Source organism: Limosilactobacillus reuteri subsp. simiae (assembly GCF_020784875.1).
In the GTDB taxonomy this organism is placed as follows: domain Bacteria; phylum Bacillota; class Bacilli; order Lactobacillales; family Lactobacillaceae; genus Limosilactobacillus; species Limosilactobacillus reuteri_H.
Genome location: NZ_JAJGUI010000094.1, coordinates 60,107 through 74,985 on the forward strand (window position 1 = coordinate 60,107; position 14,879 = coordinate 74,985).

The 14,879-nt window shown below is 37.6% G+C and carries 15 protein-coding genes and 1 rRNA gene; 2 read left to right on the forward strand and 14 right to left on the reverse strand.

Features of this window, described 5'->3' with window-relative positions:
• Window positions 1-8: 8 nt before the first annotated feature.
• The 9 genes from LMC10_RS03365 to LMC10_RS03405 form a co-directional block, all read right to left on the reverse strand.
• On the reverse strand, window positions 9-857 hold the full coding sequence (locus LMC10_RS03365) for a cell division protein FtsQ/DivIB (RefSeq protein ID WP_229268924.1): 849 nt from the start codon (window positions 855-857) through the stop codon (window positions 9-11).
• Window positions 858-884: 27 nt separating this feature from the next.
• Window positions 885-1,997 (reverse strand): undecaprenyldiphospho-muramoylpentapeptide beta-N-acetylglucosaminyltransferase, encoded by a 1,113-nt coding sequence (gene murG / locus LMC10_RS03370; RefSeq protein WP_229268925.1) that lies wholly within the window; start codon window positions 1,995-1,997, stop codon window positions 885-887.
• Between the two features lies 1 nt (window position 1,998).
• Window positions 1,999-3,369 (reverse strand): UDP-N-acetylmuramoyl-L-alanine--D-glutamate ligase, encoded by a 1,371-nt coding sequence (gene murD / locus LMC10_RS03375; protein ID WP_229268926.1) that lies wholly within the window; start codon window positions 3,367-3,369, stop codon window positions 1,999-2,001.
• 12 nt (window positions 3,370-3,381) lie between these two features.
• Entirely contained in the window at window positions 3,382-4,353 is a 972-nt protein-coding gene (mraY, locus tag LMC10_RS03380; RefSeq protein ID WP_229268927.1) for a phospho-N-acetylmuramoyl-pentapeptide-transferase, read from the reverse strand.
• Window positions 4,354-4,377: 24 nt separating this feature from the next.
• Window positions 4,378-6,537, reverse strand: a complete 2,160-nt coding sequence (locus tag LMC10_RS03385) for a penicillin-binding protein (RefSeq protein ID WP_229268928.1) — start codon at window positions 6,535-6,537, stop codon at window positions 4,378-4,380.
• On the reverse strand, window positions 6,537-6,908 hold the full coding sequence (gene ftsL / locus LMC10_RS03390; protein WP_003666755.1) for a cell division protein FtsL: 372 nt from the start codon (window positions 6,906-6,908) through the stop codon (window positions 6,537-6,539). Before ftsL ends, LMC10_RS03385 begins: the two co-directional genes overlap by 1 nt.
• A gap of 7 nt (window positions 6,909-6,915) precedes the next feature.
• Window positions 6,916-7,872, reverse strand: a complete 957-nt coding sequence (rsmH, locus tag LMC10_RS03395; protein ID WP_229268929.1) for a 16S rRNA (cytosine(1402)-N(4))-methyltransferase RsmH — start codon at window positions 7,870-7,872, stop codon at window positions 6,916-6,918.
• A 15-nt stretch (window positions 7,873-7,887) separates the two neighbouring features.
• Complete coding sequence (mraZ, locus tag LMC10_RS03400) at window positions 7,888-8,316, reverse strand: division/cell wall cluster transcriptional repressor MraZ (RefSeq protein WP_003666752.1); 429 nt, start codon at window positions 8,314-8,316, stop codon at window positions 7,888-7,890.
• A gap of 142 nt (window positions 8,317-8,458) precedes the next feature.
• Window positions 8,459-8,812, reverse strand: a complete 354-nt coding sequence (locus LMC10_RS03405) for a hypothetical protein (protein ID WP_003666750.1) — start codon at window positions 8,810-8,812, stop codon at window positions 8,459-8,461.
• A gap of 128 nt (window positions 8,813-8,940) precedes the next feature.
• Here LMC10_RS03405 and LMC10_RS03410 point away from each other — a divergent pair, with 128 nt between their 5' ends.
• Window positions 8,941-9,060, forward strand: a complete 120-nt coding sequence (locus LMC10_RS03410) for a DUF4044 domain-containing protein (RefSeq protein ID WP_003666746.1) — start codon at window positions 8,941-8,943, stop codon at window positions 9,058-9,060.
• Between the two features lie 61 nt (window positions 9,061-9,121).
• Here LMC10_RS03410 and LMC10_RS03415 read toward each other — a convergent pair whose 3' ends face one another.
• The 3 genes from LMC10_RS03415 to LMC10_RS03425 form a co-directional block, all read right to left on the reverse strand.
• The gene (locus tag LMC10_RS03415) at window positions 9,122-11,452 is read right to left on the reverse strand and encodes a DNA translocase FtsK (RefSeq protein WP_229268930.1); all 2,331 of its coding nucleotides are present in this window, start codon (window positions 11,450-11,452) and stop codon (window positions 9,122-9,124) included.
• Between the two features lie 21 nt (window positions 11,453-11,473).
• Entirely contained in the window at window positions 11,474-11,983 is a 510-nt protein-coding gene (trmL, locus tag LMC10_RS03420; protein ID WP_003668333.1) for a tRNA (uridine(34)/cytosine(34)/5-carboxymethylaminomethyluridine(34)-2'-O)-methyltransferase TrmL, read from the reverse strand.
• 172 nt (window positions 11,984-12,155) lie between these two features.
• Window positions 12,156-13,013: a methyltransferase domain-containing protein gene (locus tag LMC10_RS03425; RefSeq protein WP_229268931.1), complete on the reverse strand. Its 858-nt coding sequence runs from the start codon at window positions 13,011-13,013 to the stop codon at window positions 12,156-12,158.
• Window positions 13,014-13,127: 114 nt separating this feature from the next.
• Here LMC10_RS03425 and LMC10_RS03430 point away from each other — a divergent pair, with 114 nt between their 5' ends.
• Window positions 13,128-14,156: a lactonase family protein gene (locus tag LMC10_RS03430; RefSeq protein WP_229268932.1), complete on the forward strand. Its 1,029-nt coding sequence runs from the start codon at window positions 13,128-13,130 to the stop codon at window positions 14,154-14,156.
• 311 nt (window positions 14,157-14,467) lie between these two features.
• Here LMC10_RS03430 and LMC10_RS10475 read toward each other — a convergent pair whose 3' ends face one another.
• Window positions 14,468-14,599, reverse strand: coding sequence for a hypothetical protein (locus LMC10_RS10475; RefSeq protein ID WP_267866691.1), 132 nt, complete (start codon window positions 14,597-14,599; stop codon window positions 14,468-14,470).
• 181 nt (window positions 14,600-14,780) lie between these two features.
• Window positions 14,781-14,879 (reverse strand): 5S ribosomal RNA (rrf, locus tag LMC10_RS03435); the annotation flags it as partial.

Genomic DNA, 14,879 nt, shown 5'->3' on the forward strand with positions numbered 1-14,879 from the left:
TCACAAAATCATTTATCCTTAGATCCATAATCATAAGAATAAGCTCCGACTTGAAGATCTATAATTCCCTTATTTTTCATACTTGCTGAAATTGCAGGGTAATATCCCATTTTATCCCCGATATTATCTAAGTCGCCATAAACTGTATTACCATCACGCATATAAATAATAACGCGATCTGGATATTCTTTAGTTGGTTGATAACTCACACTTGAAATACCATTCCTTATTGCCGGCTTCAGCTTTCCTAGCTGAGCAGCCGTCGTAGCAAGAGCTTTTTTATGACCATCAAAACGCCTATAAGCAATACCATTATCAGCAGTTTTTGTCCGCTGCAATTGACCATCAGCTAAAACAGCGTAGGTATCATTATTCAGCACCGCTGTCCCTAAAAGGGCATTTTCTTTTACAGATATTTGCAGAGATTGAGGACCAGTTACCTTGATCCTTAAGTCTTTTATCTGAGGATTTTTGCGAATAGCTTGTTTAGTAAGTTGATGACGAGTAAGATAAACACCCCAAATAAAACGTCCTGGATAAATATTCGCATTTTTTTCTACTTGCTCTTTTGTTAAGTCATGATTACCCGTTACATGAAGCGTGGTAATTTTGCTCAAGGGAGAAATAATATAAAGCATAAAGAGGAGAATAATACTGAACAATACAACTAATTTTAAGACTCGCTCGCCGTTAGAAACATAGCGCTTAATCTTAATCCCGCGAATCTTATTACCAACATGCATTTTTGAAGGCTTCTTTTTCTGTTGTCGCTGTTGGGCAGCTGCACTTCGCCTTTCTAATTCAGTTAACCGCTGTGAATATTTATGATGCTCAATCGCAGATCTATCATCCAACATCTCTCCTCCTCCTTCCTAATCTATACTTTATTTTTCGTGTTCATCAATTGCCTTATGCAAGATCTTAATTAGTCTATCAGCAGCATCTGGCCGTCCCATCTTTTCAGCAGCATGCGCCATCTCTTTACGCACTTCTTCATCTTCCATAATTTTATCTGCTTGAGTCAATAATGACCGGGCATCTAACTTATCTTCAGTAATCATTAAGCCAGCGTTATTCTTAACTAAAGCTTGAGCATTCTTTACTTGATGGTTAGCGGTAACATACGGACTAGGAATTAAGATTGTAGGAACTCCGAGTGCCGTTACCTCAGCAATGGTGGTTGCTCCTGCGCGCGATACTAAAGCCGCCACTCGAGGCATCTTAGCCGGCATGTCTTTAATGTAAGGAACGACTTTAACATTATCAGCTGGTCTAATATTATTTTCTGAAAGTTGCTTTTTTACATCATCATACCGTTTTTGACCGGTTGCAAAGATAACCTGGTAAGGACGCTTATTGAACTCTGGAATAGCGTCGACAACTGTCTTATTGATTTTCGGTGCTCCTTGACTTCCCCCAAAAATCATTAAAGTTGGAATATCATCTTTCAAGTCATAGCTTGTCCATGAAAAGTCACTATCTTTTTTAGCAGCTACCTGTTGAGCACGAGGATTACCTGCCATTGTAACTTTATCAGCAGGAAACTGACTGCGTGCAGCTTCAAATGCAATTGCAATTTGATCAACATACCGACTTAAAAACTTGTTTGTTACACCAACAACGCTATTTTGTTCATGAATTACAGTTGGGATATGTTTCTTTGCGGCAGCATATAGGACGGCTCCACTTACATATCCTCCTGTACCTAAAACAACGTCAGGCTTAAACTCATTAATAATTTTTTTAGCATGATGAACAGAACTTAAGAAAAGATAGATAGTCTTAAAATTCTCAAGAGAAAGAGAACGCTTAAAGCCCTGCATATGCATTGTTTCAAGCTCAATTCCGGCATCCGGTACAATTTTATTTTCAAGGCCACGAGTTGTTCCAACATATAACACTTCAGTATCTGGCTCAACCTGCTTTAAGCGTTCAATTAATGCTAATGCCGGGTAGATATGACCACCAGTTCCGCCACCTGATACCAATAACCGCATCTTATTGTTCCTTCTTTCCTGTTAGTTCTTCAACTGCTTCAATAAATTTATCACCACGAACTTCAAAGCTCGGGAACTGATCCCAACTAGCATTAGCAGGAGAGAGAAGAATGACATCTCCTGGTTCACTCAATTTCCATGCTTCTGGTACCGCAGTAATTGCATCTTCACTTTCAATTACTGGAACCCCCGCTTGATTTCCCGCATCCTTCATTTTATCTTTACATTCACCAAAAACAATCATTGCCTTGACGTGCTTCTTAAAGTAAGGAACCAACCGTTCAAAGGTGTAACCACGATCGAGGCCACCTGCCAAAAGAATTACTGGACGATCAAAACCTTGCAAGGCGACTTCCGTGGCTTCAATATCTGTTGATTTTGAATCATTGTAGAAAAGCCGTTCTTGGTATTCCATCACATATTGTAAGCGATGACGGACTCCACTAAATGTTGTTAAAACTTTCTTTATTGCATCGTTTGTAACGCCGCTTAATTTTGCCGCTGCAATTGCTGCCAATGCATTTTCTACATTTTGGGGACCGATCAATCGAATATCCTTAGTGGGCATAACTTCTTGTCCACGCCAATAAATCATTCCATCTTCTACATAAGCTCCTTCATGGCTCTTGTTTAGACGAGAAAATGGCACAATAGTAGCTTGACTACGCTGAGCAATCTTTTGCCATTCGTCACGATCCCAGTTAATAACTAAGAAATCATCCTTGGTTTGATTCCGAGTAATGTTAAGTTTTGCATTAATATAATTTTCTCGTGTCTTATGATAGTCTAAATGATTAGAAAAAATATTAGTAATAATTGCAATATGCGGGTGAATTGTTGGTGCTCCTAATAATTGGAAACTAGATAATTCCGTGACCAATGTATCGTCTGGCCCTAAATCCTCAGCAATTTTACTAAAGGAAATTCCAATATTACCTGCATATTTTACTTGATGTTTTGCATTTTCAGTAATCATTAGTTGAGTTAAAGTCGTTGTGGTAGTCTTCCCATTACTTCCAGTTACACTTACAAGGTGACCATCAAAAATTTGCCATCCTAGTTCTGCTTCCGTAATAATAGGTGTCCCCTGCTTAACGAATGCAGCCACTAATGGATTATCATAAGGAATTCCAGGATTTTTTACTACAACATCGAAACCTTCATTAGCTAATGAAATGGGATTATCACCAGTAATTACCTTGATTCCATCAGCTTCTAAATCATCAACAATATCATTATTTTTAGGAGTTACTTTATCATTAGCGGTAACATTGGCACCAAGTTTTACCAATAAGTGAGCCGCATTAATGCCACTAATTCCGAAACCCATTACAAGAACTTTTTTACCTTGATATTTATCAATTTTTTTCATTTCTCTTTACTCCTAACCTACTAATAAGATTGTTGTAACGGCAATAATTGCAGCAACTAACCCTACAAGCCAAAACACAATATCAATTTTCCATTCACTCCATCCGCTCATTTCAAAATGGTGGTGGATTGGAGTCATCTTAAAAATTCGTTTACCGGTTGTTTTGAATGAAGCCACTTGAAGAATGACACTAGCAGTTTCACAAACATAAACAATTCCAATTACTAATAAGGACCATTCATGATGTAATAACAATGAAACAGCGGCTAAGGATGCCCCAATTGCTAAAGATCCCATATCACCCATGAAAATCTTAGCGGGCTTATGATTATAATGGAAGAAACCTAGTAAAGTTCCGATCATTGCTAAACAGAAAAGAGCAATTTCAGGATAACCTGGTTGATTGAGATTTACTAAGGCAATGATTAGATAAGCCGCAAAAGAAATAATGGAAAGGCCACTTACCAAGCCATCAAGTCCATCGGTTAAATTAACAGCATTTGAAAAGCCGACGATCCAAAAAATAATAAACAAACCGTAAAGCCAACCAATTTGAGTTGTTCCAAAGCCCATTTGAAAACCTTCATGTTGGTAAATAACTGTAAAGACCATTGCTGCTAATACCTGACATAGCGCCTTTTGCCATGGTTTAAAGCCTTCATTTTGATGATGGAAGATTTTAATACTATCATCCCACATCCCAATCAGGCCATAAACAACCAGAACAAAGAGGAGTGCCCACAGCGTATTCGTAATTAACCCTTGCCAAGCAGCAACCCATAAAATTGTTACTACTGCAGAGAAGATGAACAATAATCCTCCCATTGTTGGCGTCCCAGCCTTTTTAGCATGCCAGGTAGGGCCTTCCTTACGAATTTGCTGACCTTCTTTTTTGGCCCGAAAATATTTAATTAACGAGGGCATCAATAAAAACGTAATTAAGAATGAACTAAGAATAGTCAAAACTGCACTTAAGAAATTCATATTTACCTCCAATTAGTTTCTCTGCTAGTTTTTAGCTTCATATTGAACGGTTAAAGTTGTTCCACGCTTAATAGTTGTATCAGGTGAAATACTTTGCTGAGTAACATAGCCGTTTCCATTTTCTTTTACTTTTAGCTTAAGGACCTTAGCTAATTGTTGAACATCCGCAGAACTCCATCCAGAAATATCTGGCATTTTATACTCGCCACCAGTATCAAGAATAACATGTTGATCTGTTAACACTTGTTCGTCTGGAACTGCTGATTGTTGTTTAACTTTCTTGCCAGAACCTACAACAATTACCTGCATTCCTTTACCTGATAATTCTTTATTAGCTTCATCGCTTGCTTGACCAACAACATTAGGCATTGTAATAACCTTTTTCTTGGCCTTTTCCGCAACTTTTTGTTGGCTCAACAACATTTTCATTGTCGGATTAAAGACGCTGGCAATTTGTTTGGTTGCTGGTTTTTTAAGGTTTTGCGGTTGGCGAAGGGTGACATACATAATATACTTTGGATTTTTAGCTGGTGCCATTCCTGCAAAGGAGTAAAGGTAGTTTGTATCACCAGTTGAATAACCATGAGCACCACCAATTTGTGCAGTTGCGGTCTTTCCAGCAATTCGATAACCCTTAATTTGGTAATCATGGCCAAGACCCTTTTGATCATAAACAACGCCTTGCATGTAACCAAGGACCTTTTTCGCTGTCGATGCTTTTATTGGTTGCCCAACAACTTTAGGCTTAACCTTTTGAATCGTCTTTCCGCTATTACCATCTACAACTTTGCTAACAATGTAAGGCTTCATCATTTTACCATTATTGCCAATAGCACTGAACGCTTGCATCATCTGCATGACATTTACAGTAATTCCCTGTCCAAAAGCGGTATTTGCCTGAGCAAGAATCCCTTTGAATGAAGTATAACCATTAACCTCGTTACTCATTCCAATAACATTAACTTTTTTTAACAGGCCAAATCGTTTAATGTACTTCATCCATGTCTCTGCTCCCATGTCCTGTTCTACATGCGCAAACCCAACATTACTAGACATATCAAAAGCATCTTTATAGGAAATTGTTCCCCAGCCAGAACTTGACCAATCAGTGATTTTTCCGCCACCCATAGCCCACGTTCCCGAATTAAAGGTCGCATTAGGATTAAAATGTCCGGTATCAATAGCAGCAGCTAATGACAAAATTTTCATTACCGAACCTGGTTCATAAGCATCTTGAACTAACATATTCCGCCAAACAGGATTATTTTCTGCATGAAGAGTTGGCCGTTGCGTAGCGGCAATAATTTTACCTGTTTTAGCTTCCATTACAACTGCAGTCATTGCATTGGCGTTAGAACTTTTATAAACTTTATTAACTTTATTTTCGAGAAAATGTTGGGTTTGGGAATCAAGGGTAGTGTAGATATTATCTCCATTGATGGCTTTTTTAGTTACCTGCTTAGAATTAGCAATTTGGTATCCATAGACGTCCTGTTTATCTTTTCTCAACCCGTTTATTCCTGTCAGTTGTTTATTAAAGTAGCCTTCTAAGCCCAATTGTCCCACTAAGTTGGTCTCTTCAGTTCCATTATCATTTTTAACTTTAGGAGTTGCCATCCCAATTATTTGAGAAGCAAATTCGCCTTCTGGATATTGACGTGCTGGAGTCGCAATAAAATTAATTCCTGGCAAGTGCCGGTTCTTGATCTTCTGCATTGTTGAAACAGAAAGGTTGCTTCCAGCATTTCCAAATTCAACTTGGTAGGCTTGTCCTTTTGGTTTAAGAATCTTTTCAATTTGCTTTGGTGTCAGGTCAATATACTGTGATAATATCTTGGCAGTTTTTTTCCGATCTTTTACATATAACGGTTTACCATCAGAAGACTTTTGGGTTCGATCCAAAACCGCATAGAGGGTATATTTACTTGTATCAGTTGCCAAGGGATTTCCTTCTGAATCATAAATATCACCCCGTCGCGCTTGAATAATTCGCTGCTGGGTATAAATTTGTTCCGCTTGTGACCGTAAATTAACATGTTGAACATCCTTATTTATTGCGATATACGCAAAACGAACGATAAATAAGGTAAACAATCCAACCGTGATTAGAAAGAGCCATTTGCCAAAGGTCCCTCGGTTTTCTCTATGTCCCCTATTTTTCGTTCGTTGTGGCTTCTTATTCATTATTTATTAACGTTCCTTACATTTGAATTTTTATCTGATAATCCATATTTATGTGCTGCTGATTTCAAATGCGATTGAGTCGTCAATTCAGCGATTTCTTGCTGCAAACTTGTATTACTACTTTTTGCCTTAGTAATTTGAGTTTGGGTATCCTGTAAGCGCCGTTGCTGATTATTAATACTAATTTTTGTAGAAAGTAAGCTAATCATTAAACATAGCGTAATTAAGCTACCTACTGCTACTAAAGATCTTTCAAATTTTGACCATCTAACCGGACTTGGAGAAATTTTTGGTTGTTGATAAGTCTTTTTTCTTGGCGCTTGCTGCGGTTGTTGCTCTCCCGCCAGTTGCCTTGCCGCATTTGAAACCATAATTCTGTCACTTTCCTTCTCTAATTTTCTCGATTATCCTCAACTTGGCACTATGCGCACGATGATTTGCTGCTAATTCTTCATCACTAGCTACAATCGGCTTTTTATTAATTAATTTGAAGTTTGGTTCCATTCCCGCTGGTATTACTGGTAATCCCTGCGGTACATCCCCACTTAATGAAGTTTTTTCACGAAACATTGTCTTTACCAACCGATCTTCTAGGGATTGGAAGGTAATGACACTTATTCGTCCCCCAACATCCAACAAGTCTAATGCTTGTTCTAACGATTCCTCTAAAGCACCTAATTCATCATTAACTGCTATCCGAATAGCTTGAAAACTCTTTTTCGCTGGATGACCACCATGACGGCGAGCTGCTGCTGGAATCCCCTCTTTAATCACATCAACTAATTCAAATGTCGTCTTTATTGGTGCTATCTTTCGGCGTTGTTCAATCTTTCTAGCAATTGACTTGGCAAACTTTTCTTCTCCATATCGGTAAAGAATCTTAACGAGACGTTCATATGACCATTCGTTAACAACTTCCATTGCCGACAATTTTTGTTCCTGATTCATCCGCATGTCTAAGGGTGCGTCATGCTGATAGCTAAAACCCCTTTTAGCATCATCGAACTGTGGAGATGAAACACCTAAATCATATAAAATTCCATTAACATGTTTTACATTATAGCTATTCAATTCCGCTTTTAAGTTGCGGAAATTATCTTCAATTAATGTTAATTTTTGTTGCTCTATTGCTGTTTTTAAGTGTTCTTTATTGTAATCAATTGCCGTCTGATCTTGATCAAATGAATATAGGTGGCCATCGACGAGCTGTTGTAAAATAGCTTGCGTATGACCACCACCACCTAATGTTGCATCAACGTAGGTACCTGTTGGTTGCACATTTAATCCTGCTACGGCCTCCTTTAAAAGTACCGTTACATGTTTAAATTCTGCCATCAACTAAAACCTCCATTAAAAATCAATATTAAGATCTTCAGCAATCTCATCAAAATTATCAGCTGTTTCGCTTGTAAATTTGTTCCACCGTTCAGCGCTCCAGATTTCTAAACGATTAGACACACCAACGATTACACACTTCTTTTCAAGTGAAGCATGAGTTCGTAATGTTATCGGAATATTAATCCGTCCTTGTTTATCAATTTCACAATCTGTCGCAGCAGAATATAAAAAGCGTACAAATGCACGTGCATCACGCTTTGTTAATGGGAGCGCCTTTAGCTTTTGCTCTAAAATCGCCCATTCATTTAATGGATATCCAAACAAACATCCATCTAACCCCCGAGTAACAATGAAGTGTGCCCCCAATTGTTCTCGAAATTTGGCAGGAATAATTAGTCGGCCTTTGGAATCAATAGTGTGTGTAAATTCTCCCATTAACACGACTAATGTCCTCCTTTACCACGTTATAGGTCAAGTCTACCACAATCCCCCACTTCTCACCACGTAATTTTGTGAATTTTACCAAAAAGTAATAGACAAAAAAAGTGAGCAGAAAATTAATTTTCCAACTCACTCAATATTTTTATATCAACGGTAACCATGGTGAAATAATTAAGCTACCAATATATATAATTAAAGCATAATATGCCGAATACCGCCAAAATACTGGCCAGTAACGGCGATAAATGAATTCATGATTGTGAATAATTTGTAAAGCAATTAATAACAGAGCTAGAATCATCCATAAAGCAATAGGATAAGCTGGCCAATAAAATCCAATATTAAAGATTATCAGAATCCATAAAATAATTGTCCATCCCCACCATAAATGCTTTGTTTTTTTAGGATGATGAAATATTCGTACTAATAATCGTTCTACTATTCCAATCACTAATAATAAAATAATCTCTAAAATTATAACTTGAATACTAACCATCAACCTTTTCAGTCCCCTTCTCTTCAAATAAGTAATTTAAGTTTAACATAATCTAAAACTAGATTTGAAAAAGGCATTAAAGATGCGTTACACTACTATTATTGATAAAAATGGAAGGATGGTTAATAATGCAGCGAAAAAAGAAAACTCGTTTCCAAAAAATTACCATGGTTGCTATTTGGCTCATGTTAATTGCAATGCTTGGTTCTTTAATCTTTGGAGCAGTTGCATCCTTAAACTTAATTTAGCCTATTAAACATCCATGTAGTCGGAATAAAAAAGATCGGAGAAAAATTTCTCCGGTCTTTTTTATTCCTCACTTTTTTGCTTATAAACTTCCCGTGGTTTTGAGCCATTAGCTGGTCCGATAAAACCGCGCTGTTCCATATCATCAATAATTCTTGCTGCACGATTATAACCAATTCTAAATCGCCGCTGAATTAGCGAAGTTGATGCTTTTTGTTGATCAACCACAAAATCTAATGCTTCGGGGAATAGTTCATCTTCCTCTTCAGCTTGCTCTTCTTGCTCAATTTCATTGTCAGTTACAACCATATTATCGTCATACTCAGCCGCTCGCTCGTTTTTTATAAAGTCTACTACTGATTCAACATCATGATCAGAAATAAATGCGCCTTGAATCCGGACTGGCTTATTTTGATCAATTGGTTCAAATAACATATCACCTCGCCCAAGGAGCTTTTCTGCCCCATTAGTATCGATAATAGTTCTCGAATCAACCCCACTAGAAACCGCAAAGGCAATTCGAGAAGGAACGTTAGCCTTAATAAGCCCCGTAATAACATCGACAGAAGGACGCTGAGTTGCCAAAATCATATGAATACCAGCAGCCCGCCCCATTTGTGCAATCCGGACAATTGCATCTTCAACATCATGAGAAACAGTCATCATTAAGTCGGCTAATTCATCAACAATAACTAAAATTAATGGTAGGTTAGCTTGAACTTCATCAGGATGGTCATCATTTTGTTGTTTGACCAACTTATTATATCCATCCAAGTTACGAACACCGAATTTTGCAAACAATTCATAACGACGCTCCATTTCTGCAACAACTTTTCCTAATGCCCGAGCTGCTTTTTTGGGTTCAGAAACTACCGGACTGAGCAGATGGGGAATACCATTATAAACACTTAATTCAACTTTTTTAGGGTCAATCATTAACATCTTTACCTGATGCGGTTTAGCCTTTAATAAAATGCTTGTAATGATAACATTGATTGCAACAGATTTACCGCTACCGGTTGCCCCAGCGATAAGAAGGTGTGGCATCTTAGTTAGATCAGCCATTTTGATATCCCCAGTGACACTGCGACCAAGCGGAACTTCCATTGGATTATCATTACTAGGAGCATTTTCGACCATATCGCGAAAACCAACTGTTGCAATTTGCTGGTTCGGAACTTCAATCCCAATTAATGATTTTCCTGGGATCGGCGCTTCAATCCGGATATCTTTAGCCGCAAGTGCAAGTGCTAAATCATCAGCCAAATGGGTTATTCGACTAACCTTTACCCCTACTGCTGGGCGTAACTCATATTTGGTAACAGAAGGACCTAAATTAACATTTTCAACTGTTGCGTCTACACCAAAAGATTTTAGGGTTTGCTGAAGTGTTTTAGTGTTCTTTTTGATATTATTCAAATCTTCTTGCTGGTCTGTTGCTTTTACTTGACTTAGCAGGCTGACTGGCGGCAATTGATAATCATTGTCTTCTTTAGCGTCAATTCCTGCAAGTTTAATTTCCGCATCATCATGTTGGTTCGAGTCTTGGCCATCCTTGCGCCCACTCTGAGTTTCTTCCACCTGACTTTCACTTGCGATCCTAATAGTTGGTTCAACAGGATCTTGAGCAGGCATCGCTGGAGAAACTGACGGCGTTGAAGTTGGCTCAGCTGATTCTTGGTCAGCAAAAAAATCTTTAACCTGCCTTGATGCTTTAGCAAGGGGCACGCTAATCGATGGTACCGTAGTTGGCTTGGTTGCTCTCTCCGTTCTCTTTTTCATTAATTGATCGTGAGCATTAGCCATGGCTGCTCCAGATTTTTTAATGCCAATTCCACATTTTACTAGAAATTCGCGCCACGGTAATGCAAAAAAGACAATAATTCCGATGATCATTAACAACCATGACAATACCGCTGTTCCAACTTCTGAAATTAAAATATTACTTCCATTATATAGGTAAGCACCAATCATCCCTCCACCAACCGGAACAGTCGAATCACCGTTAAAAATGACTTTACTAAGACTATTCCAAGTAGTTTCGATTACCTTTGCATGAAGATTCAGACGCTGAAACATTACTGTCTGAAGCCACATTAATAAACCAATATAGGCAATAATAGTTCCTGCAATCCAACGTTTTTTGAAATGCGGACGATGCCCATACAATGCAAAACATAATCCATAAAGAAAAACAATAATCATTGCAATTGGAAAGGATGACCCTACAAAAATCTTAAAACAGTTATCGAGAAAGGTTCCTAATACTCCTAAATTAAATAAGCCAACTAACATTAAGAGGCAAACAATTATTCCTAATAGATTATCCATTAATCGATACTGTTGTTTTTTCCCTCTTGTCCGGCGGGATGATGCCTTTTTTCTTCTCGCCATCGCATTATTGCCTCCTTAAGGTTACTTTAATTTATCAAATTCATATTTATGAACGCGTGCTAAATTAGGAAAATTCTGTTGCCGCAATGCCTCATAAATAACAATCGCTGCACTGTTTGATAAATTTAGGGCCCGAATATTATTATCATTTTGTGGAATCCGGATAGCATTTTCTGGATATTTTTGCATAAAACGTTCGGGCAAGCCAGTTGTTTCTTTTCCAAATAGGAAATAATGATCTCCTTCACCCGTATAATCAACATCACTATAATCATGGGTAGCAAACTTAGAAACAATATATAAACGGTTAATATCAGGAATAGTCTTCATAAATGAAGGTAAATCCTCATGATACGTGATCTTTACTTTATCCCAGTAGTCTAATCCAGCCCGTTTCATATGCTTATCATCAGTTGAAAATCCTAATGGCTTGATTAAATGTAATTCAGTATTTGTCCCTGCACAAGTTCGCGCAATATTTCCCGTATTTGCTGGAAACAATGGTTCAAACAAGACAATATGGTTTGTCATAATAAAATCTCCTTAATAAAATAAAAAAAAGCAGGGTCTCGGTGTGGGCACGGCGAAACGCTGCTTTAATGAAGTACTCCTTGATAATTACCAACGAAACACTTATATTCGATGTCAATTATCAAACGATTTCTTATAATAATTTAGCACTAATTTAGTAATGTTGCAATAATTAATTAGCTTTTTTCGCAATTAATAAGCTTACATCCACCGTAATTGTTTTTAATTGGGTTAATTCTTCTTTAGATAATTTTTTAGCGTTTGCTCCCCAGTGTAAAGGCGTCATTTCCAGCATCGCTTGTTGTAAGCCATCTGGAATTCTAAATTGGTAGGTTACTGTTTCAACTTTACTATGAGGATAATGTTGTTTAAATAACTCGATTACTCGTGAATTATCATAGTGGTAATTACGTTCTCCTGTTTCATATAAGAGGTGACGTAATTCGACTAAGTAGTTAGCGTTAGGAATTACCTTAATAAGGGTCCCATCTTTTGTTAGAACCCGTTTAAACTCTTGATAATCAGATGGAGAAAACAACTCTAATATACAATCAAAACTCTCATCATTAAAAGGTAATTTACGTAAATCAGCTACACAAAAAAATGCCTTTAACGGTAACTGAGTAGCAAGCGTTATCCCTGGTTTTGAAATATCAAAGCCAATCATCGTATCATTACAATTAGCACGGATTGTTTCTAATTGTAATAATGGTGTTCCTTCCCCAGTTCCTACATCTAAGATCCTTAAAGATTTTGAAGGTAAGAATTTACTGATATTTTCAATAATCGGCTTAAATAGTCCTGCATTTAATAGCTGACGACGAGATTCAAACATTGAGCGATCATATTCAGTATTAGCCGCTCCATTAAGAAAGTGAAGATAACCATGCCGATTAAAGTCAAATCGGTGGTTATTTCCGCAAATAATACTGTTTCCTTCAACTCTCTCCATTGGCTGTTCACAAACAGGGCATTGAAAAAGGGCAAGATTATTTTTTACCATTTCTCGTTGACGTTCAACTTTTTTCAACTTTTCTCCTCCATTAATAACTAAAAATTACTAATAACAGTGTATCACAGCTAGAATTACGATGGGCAAATTGCTATTATATAGGTAAGCATTTTCAAAAAGGAGGAAATTGCCTTGATTGAACAATTTCTAATTGGAACTTATACTAAAAAAACAAGTAAAGGGATCTACAAAGTTACCCTTGATACTGACCAAGAAAAAATAACGAATGTTGAATTAGCAATTCCATCTCAAAAACCAGCTTACTTACAAGTTGGTCAAGATGGTCGTATTTACGCAATCAAACAAGTAGATGACAAGGGGGGCGTTGCTTCTTACTCATTAAGTGACGATAATGCTAAGATGCTAAGCGATGTCTTAGCTGCCGGTGCTCCTCCTGCATATGTAGGCGTTGATAACAAACGGCATTTATTATTCAGTGCTAATTATCATACAGCAAAAATAGATGTTTTTAAGATCAACGAAGATGGAACGTTGACACAAACTGATTCTGTCCTTCATGAAGGAGCAACTGGTCCTGAACCTGAACAAGAGGCTCCACATGTTCATTACGCCGATCTAACTCCTGACAATCGTCTAGTTGTATGTGACTTAGGAATGGATCTTGTTGTGGTTTACGATGTCTCTGATGATGGTAAATTAACTGCTGTCTCTCGCTATAAGTGTGAAGATGGCTTTGGTACCCGTCATATAGCTTTCCATCCAAATGGCAATTATGCTTATCTTTTAGGTGAACTAAGCAGTAAACTAGAAGTACTCAAGTATAATAGTAAGGATGCATCATTTAAGCACCTTCAAACGCTCAAAACAATTCCTGAAGACTGGACAGCTCACAATGGAGCAGCTGCTATCCGGATTTCAAATGATGGTAAATTTGTCTATACATCAAATCGTGGTGAAAACACTATTGCCGTATTTGAAGTCCAACCAGATTTTACCGTTAAACATATTCAATCAATTTCAACTGAAGGAGATTTTCCACGTGATTTCAATCTAAATCAAGATGAAAATTATCTTTTAGCTTCAAATCAGAACTCTGATAACCTTACTCTTTATAAACGAAACCCATCAACTGGTAAGTTAACTCTTCTTCAAAAAGATGTTAGTTGTCCAGAACCAGTGTGTGTAATGAAGTGGAAATAAGTTAAATATCAACAGCGAGAGCAAGATAGAAGTTACTTATAATTTCGTTTTTCGCCGCGAAGTTAACCTCTGGGAGCCTTCGCAAACAACAATGGCCTTCATGTTCGGTAAGTTTGAACTAGGTCCTGTCAATTAGGTAATAAATTATACAAAGTTTCTTAGGCAGCTTGATGCCGGTATTGTACCGGTGTTAAGCTGCCTACTTTTTCTTGATAACGTTTGTGATTCTAGAAGAGGTCTGTCTTACTACAAATAAGGTAAATATGCTCCGATGCGTGCCAGTTAATGAGCATAACGAATAACCACTTTAGCTATATTGGCCGCAAGACTGAGATTAGATGCTTTTGTAGCTTTGCAGCTGGCCGAGGAATAAATTCTTCCTTATTAACTACTAAATTCTTGGTCTTAAAAATTGGTGCTACAATATCGTTTTTTCCTTCCACAGAAAAAACTTCCTATACTAAGATTTCCTATACTAAGATTGCTTTTAGCAAAGGAGACTAAGCTTTTTATTGCTAGACGTATGGATAAGGTATCCGCCTTTAAACCCATAGTTAATACCCATACCGGGCGCACTAAAAAAGGACATGCACTGTATTAAACAATGCATGTCCTTTTGCTATAGCGTGGCAACGTCCTATCCTCGCAGGGAGCGATCCCCCAACTACTTTCGGCGTGTTGAAGCTTAACTTCTGTGTTCGGCATGGGTACAGGTGTATCCTT

Bases quoted from the DNA above. Each gene is read 5' to 3' on its own strand.
- rsmH (WP_229268929.1), bottom strand. From the start codon at position 7,872: ATGGCAGAATTTAAACATGTAACGGTACTTTTAAAGGAGGCCGTAGCA.
- LMC10_RS03385 (WP_229268928.1), bottom strand. From the start codon at position 6,537: ATGAATAAGAAGCCACAACGAACGAAAAATAGGGGACATAGAGAAAAC.
- ftsL (WP_003666755.1), bottom strand. From the start codon at position 6,908: ATGGTTTCAAATGCGGCAAGGCAACTGGCGGGAGAGCAACAACCGCAG.
- LMC10_RS03405 (WP_003666750.1), bottom strand. From the start codon at position 8,812: ATGGTTAGTATTCAAGTTATAATTTTAGAGATTATTTTATTATTAGTG.
- LMC10_RS03410 (WP_003666746.1), top strand. From the start codon at position 8,941: ATGCAGCGAAAAAAGAAAACTCGTTTCCAAAAAATTACCATGGTTGCT.
- murG (WP_229268925.1), bottom strand. From the start codon at position 1,997: ATGCGGTTATTGGTATCAGGTGGCGGAACTGGTGGTCATATCTACCCG.
- LMC10_RS03415 (WP_229268930.1), bottom strand. From the start codon at position 11,452: ATGGCGAGAAGAAAAAAGGCATCATCCCGCCGGACAAGAGGGAAAAAA.
- mraY (WP_229268927.1), bottom strand. From the start codon at position 4,353: ATGAATTTCTTAAGTGCAGTTTTGACTATTCTTAGTTCATTCTTAATT.
- murD (WP_229268926.1), bottom strand. From the start codon at position 3,369: ATGAAAAAAATTGATAAATATCAAGGTAAAAAAGTTCTTGTAATGGGT.
- LMC10_RS03365 (WP_229268924.1), bottom strand. From the start codon at position 857: ATGTTGGATGATAGATCTGCGATTGAGCATCATAAATATTCACAGCGG.
- trmL (WP_003668333.1), bottom strand. From the start codon at position 11,983: ATGACAAACCATATTGTCTTGTTTGAACCATTGTTTCCAGCAAATACG.